At 67.2% G+C, this 4215-nt stretch carries 4 protein-coding genes; 1 reads left to right on the top strand and 3 read right to left on the bottom strand.

The annotated features are described in order from the left end of the window. Window positions 1-9: 9 nt before the first annotated feature. The 3 genes from x551_RS19100 to x551_RS19110 form a co-directional block, all read right to left on the bottom strand. Window positions 10-1191: a site-specific integrase gene (locus x551_RS19100; protein WP_051495925.1), complete on the bottom strand. Its 1182-nt coding sequence runs from the start codon at window positions 1189-1191 to the stop codon at window positions 10-12. Next, the gene (locus tag x551_RS23730; protein ID WP_051495926.1) at window positions 1188-1394 is read right to left on the bottom strand and encodes a hypothetical protein; all 207 of its coding nucleotides are present in this window, start codon (window positions 1392-1394) and stop codon (window positions 1188-1190) included. Before x551_RS23730 ends, x551_RS19100 begins: the two co-directional genes overlap by 4 nt. Before the next feature lie 987 nt (window positions 1395-2381). Continuing rightward, window positions 2382-3872, bottom strand: a complete 1491-nt coding sequence (locus tag x551_RS19110) for a DUF3943 domain-containing protein (protein ID WP_036250258.1) — start codon at window positions 3870-3872, stop codon at window positions 2382-2384. Between the two features lie 96 nt (window positions 3873-3968). On the opposite strand from x551_RS19110, the gene x551_RS19115 reads away from it, so the two are divergent. Continuing rightward, complete coding sequence (locus tag x551_RS19115) at window positions 3969-4196, top strand: DUF2805 domain-containing protein (protein WP_011827634.1); 228 nt, start codon at window positions 3969-3971, stop codon at window positions 4194-4196. The last annotated feature ends 19 nt before the right edge of the window (window positions 4197-4215 follow it).

A 4215-nucleotide genomic window follows, 5' to 3' on the forward strand; every position in this document is an offset into this window, starting at 1 on the left:
CGGTCGGCGTCAACATTCGGAGGCCAGCCTGTTGATTTGCTCGAGGTAGACCAGCGTGGTCTGCACATCCTCGTGGCCCAACCTGTCGCGGACGTAGAGGAGCGGCTCGCCATCGAACTTGCCCTCCTTCGCCTTCTCACGGAGGAATACGAGCATGTGCACGGCATAGCTGTGCCGCAGGCTGAGCGCGGACACCTTGAAAGACACGTCCCTCCCGATGGCCCGCATCACCTCGCTGACCGAGTCCTTGTTGTAGGGCTGTCCGTCCTGGTTCAGGATGGCCACACTGTGGTCTGTTGGCGACTTGCTAGCCAAGTGGTTGCGCTCGTGCTTCACGTAGTCCCACAGGTCCTGCATCAGCGAGTAGGGGATGTGAACCTCTCGCGGCTTGTCGAACTTAATCTCCATGTCGCTGGGGTTCAGCTGCACACGAATCAGCTTTCCCCGAGCACAGTCACTTCGCGTCGCCGGATTGAACACATAGGACAAAGGGAACGTCCGCGCTTCGCAGGAGCGCAAGCCAACGCGCCACATCAGGTTGAACAGCAGCCTTGCGGCCGTATGGCGACGCAACTTGCTGCTGTTCAGGCAGCCCTGAATCGCTTCCTTCGAGAGGTACGCTGGCGGGGCTGACCACTCCCGGTCAAGGACGTCTGCCTGAGCCCGAGTCGCGTCAGCGGCTCGGGTGTGCATCAAGAAGTCAGTGTGGCGAACACGGCGCTCTTGATACCCGAAAGGAAGATGCTCGATGAGCCCCTTCCGATGCGCCCATTCGTAGAAAGCGACGACAACACGAAGCCGGTCGTTGAGCGTGCCTACGGCAACAGCCGTCTTCCCAATGGACGGGTCCTTCTTGAGCGACCAGCCTTTGTAGATGGCAACAGGTCCTTTACCGGGCGCCTGCGGGTCCGGGCAGTAGTCCCACGGAATCCCGTGCTGGGCCAACGTGGCGAAGTAATCCCAAAGCCGGCGGCCGTATGCGTCCCAGGTCTTCTCGTCGGTCGTTCTCGTTCTGCCTAGCAGCAGATGCAGCAGGAAGTCGTGTGCGGGCTGCAGCGGCTTCATATCGTCGCCCAGGATGATTGGGAACCCCGGACGAGGCTGATGCCCGTAGATGAACTTCTCGTTGGTCCATACGAGACGGGCCGCCTTCGGCGCTGGCACCTGGCCAGTGGACAGCGCAACTGTCATTGCTGGTGCTTTGGTGGCAGGAAGGGCTGAGCGCGCGGGTCTTCCAGCAGGAACCGTGTAGCTGCGCGGAAGTCACATCGCAGGACGTGCTGCACGAACTTGACGGCACCCAACCCGCCCTGGTTGTCGCTGTCATCTAGGAACATCGGCCCGGTGAGAACGAACGAGAAGTCGCGGCCGTCGATGGAGGCATGCCACCGCATTGACCGTGGGTCCTTCCGGGCTCGGAAGGAGGCATCGGGCTTCGCATAGTCGGCGAGCGCCTTCAGGAGGTCGGCGGCATTGACCTGGTTCCAGTGCGCCAGGAAGACATCAGGAACCCGCTTGAGGGCGTTCCGAGGCCTAGCAATGCTCCGGGGCTCGACCCCACTAGAAGAGTTATCCACAGGCGCCTCCGCGAAAACCTAGCGCCTTCGGCGCTGTTGGTCGTATCAAAGATACTTGGTTCAAGAATACCCAAGTCATTGAATCTACACAACATTGTCTTTCACGAATTCAGCCCCTCAGAACAGCCGTTGCAGGGCTGGCCGACGGCCGGCTTCGGGGGCGCATCGATGTGGAGCTGGATGACCGCGTGCATGCGCCGATGGTCGCCGCGATCGCGGCGCGGCGATGGCCGGAACAGCGCGGTGGGTCGGGGTCATTCATGGCCGGGCGGTTGGCGATGCTGCTGCCGAAGCAGTTTGCGCATAGGGCTCGACTGCGGCGCGTTGGCCGTTGGTTGAGGTCCGCAGATGTCGGCGTTCGCTCCGCGCGCGCGTTGTCGCGGCAGGCGCTACCCGCTGGGGGCTCCTGCTGGGGCGGTCGGCCTGGCAGGCCGACTGCACTGCGATGCTCGCGCCAGGGTCGTGCCGCAGAACTCACTGCGCGCCCTGCGGTCGCTCCGTTCAGACAACCGCGGCAAGTCAGACCACGAAGCGCGCTGGCGCGCGCCGACCCTGGCGCTGCGCTTCTCGTCGCCCCAGACATCGCCCCCAGCGGACAGCGCCTGCCGCGACCACCACCGGTGTTGGCGTGCGTGGGAAACACTCGCAGTGGTTCAGCAAAGGCGGGCTTGGGCAAGCGGCGGTGCGCCTCCGCGGCGCCGAGCGCCGAGGCGAAGCACCGCCGCCTGTCCGGGCGCGCCTTTGCCGCACCGACCGCCGCCACGAAGAGCTCCGGAAGACCGCCCGATCCGAGAGAACCCGCCCTCAGTGCACGGCCGGCTCCCGCCACTCCACCGCCCCGAAGCCATCGGCGCCGAGCAGCGTGTAGTAGATCCCCACCGTGCCCAGCGTCTGGGAGCGGTTGCCGGCGCCCGGGTAGTTGGCGTCGCGGTGCGACCAGACGTACTTCACGCCCACGGCGTGCCGCTTGTGGAGGCGCCAGTTGAAGGCGGTGTCGACGCGGGTGATGTCGTCGCGCCCGGCGGCGCGGTTGGCGATGCTGCCGAGAAAATACTTCTGCGCCTGCAGGTCGACCGAGGCGCGGTCGCCGGCGATCAGCCGCAGCGCGAGGCTCAGGCGCGGCGCCACGCCGTAGTGGTAGTCGCGGTCCTCGGTGGTGCGGCGCAGGGTGCTGGCGGCCGAGTAGCCCAGGCCGGCGAGCACCGTGCCCTGCAGCGCCAGCCGCTCGGAGGCCCACCACTGCCCGGTCGTGCCAAGCGACAGTGCGGTGGTCGAGAGGTTGAAGATCTGCGGCGCCAGGTAGTCGTAGCTACCGTACAGGCCCCACAGGCCGCGGACGGTGTCGCCGATCGCGTAGTCGGTGCCGAACAGCAGGCCGCGGGTGGCCAGCGTCTCCACGCCGTTGGCGGTGGAGGCGGCGGCATGGAAACTGAAGTAGTCGAACGGGCGGCGGTAGGTGTAGCCGTCCTTGCCCGGCAGGCCGTAGTCGAGCGCGAAATCGATCACCGCCTCGTCGCGCTCCAGGTCGCGCGACGTGCCCAGGTTGTCCTGCGCCGCGCGGGCGACGCCGAGGCGCAGCCGACTGTAGTAGACCGGATCGTTGTCGACGAAGGCGCCGTCGAAGCGGGAGCCGAAGGTGAGGCGCGTGAAGCCCAGCGAGGGCGAGATGCCGGCGGCGATCGCCTCGCGCCAGGGGCGCGACAGACCGCCCGGGCCGTTGAGCACCAGGTGCGCCATGCGGAACAGCGGCTCACCGAGAAAGCTGCCGGCGATGCCGCTGGCGATCTGGTCGTTGTACGACGGCGGCGTCTGCTCGCCGAAGATCTCCCAGCCCACGCTGCCGGCGAAGGTGTAGCCAGCCGCTTCCCAGTAGCTCAGGCCGCTCGCGCGGGCGGCCCCGTGGTACAGCGAGCCCTGGTAGGGGTGGGCGAACTGGTTGATGTCGAACGGGTCGTTGTCTTCCACCCAGGGCCCGCGCAGGTTGCGGCGGATCGACGCACGGCTGACGTCGTAGTCGGACGTGCCGCTGAAGCGCCGGTTGTAGCGGTTCAGCAGAAAGTCGAAGCCGATGATCTGCAGGGCCGGGATGACGTAGCTCTTGTCGGGGGTGGCGGTAGCACTGGCGGCAGATTCCGGCGCCGGCGGTTCGCTCGCGCGATCGCGCAGTTCCGTCCCGATCGCGCCCGGCGTGTCCGGTGCGCCGAAGGACGGCGCGGCGAGAAGGAGGCCGAGCGCGGCGATCACGCACGGCCAGGTTCGGGGCAGCCGTGTGCGAAGGAGAGGGACCAGGGGCATGGGCGCATGCTCTCCGACGCCCGCCGCACGGTCTGTCGGACGACGCGCCCGGCGCGTGTCGGACGGCGCTCGCTGCGGCGGCCGACAATCGCGGCCATGGCGAAACCCATCCCCCGTCTGACCGCCGCGGAAATCGAGCGCGTGATCGCCACCGCATGGGACGACCGGCCGCCGTTCAGCGCGGTGCTGCGCGAGCACGGCCTGTCGCACGGCGAGCTGGTTCAGCTGCTCAAGCGCGAGCTCACGCCCAATGCCTACAAGGTCTGGGTCGCGCGGACCAAGGCGGCACCGGCACGCCGCGCGCCGCCGAAGGCCGCGCGCTGAGCCGGGGTCAGCGGCCTGG

The organism is Methylibium sp. T29, assembly GCF_000576205.1.
Taxonomy (GTDB): domain Bacteria; phylum Pseudomonadota; class Gammaproteobacteria; order Burkholderiales; family Burkholderiaceae_C; genus Methylibium; species Methylibium petroleiphilum.

Bases quoted from the DNA above. Each gene is read 5' to 3' on its own strand.
- x551_RS19100 (WP_051495925.1), bottom strand. From the start codon at position 1,191: ATGACAGTTGCGCTGTCCACTGGCCAGGTGCCAGCGCCGAAGGCGGCC.
- x551_RS23730 (WP_051495926.1), bottom strand. From the start codon at position 1,394: ATGCGGTGGCATGCCTCCATCGACGGCCGCGACTTCTCGTTCGTTCTC.
- x551_RS19110 (WP_036250258.1), bottom strand. From the start codon at position 3,872: ATGCCCCTGGTCCCTCTCCTTCGCACACGGCTGCCCCGAACCTGGCCG.
- x551_RS19115 (WP_011827634.1), top strand. From the start codon at position 3,969: ATGGCGAAACCCATCCCCCGTCTGACCGCCGCGGAAATCGAGCGCGTG.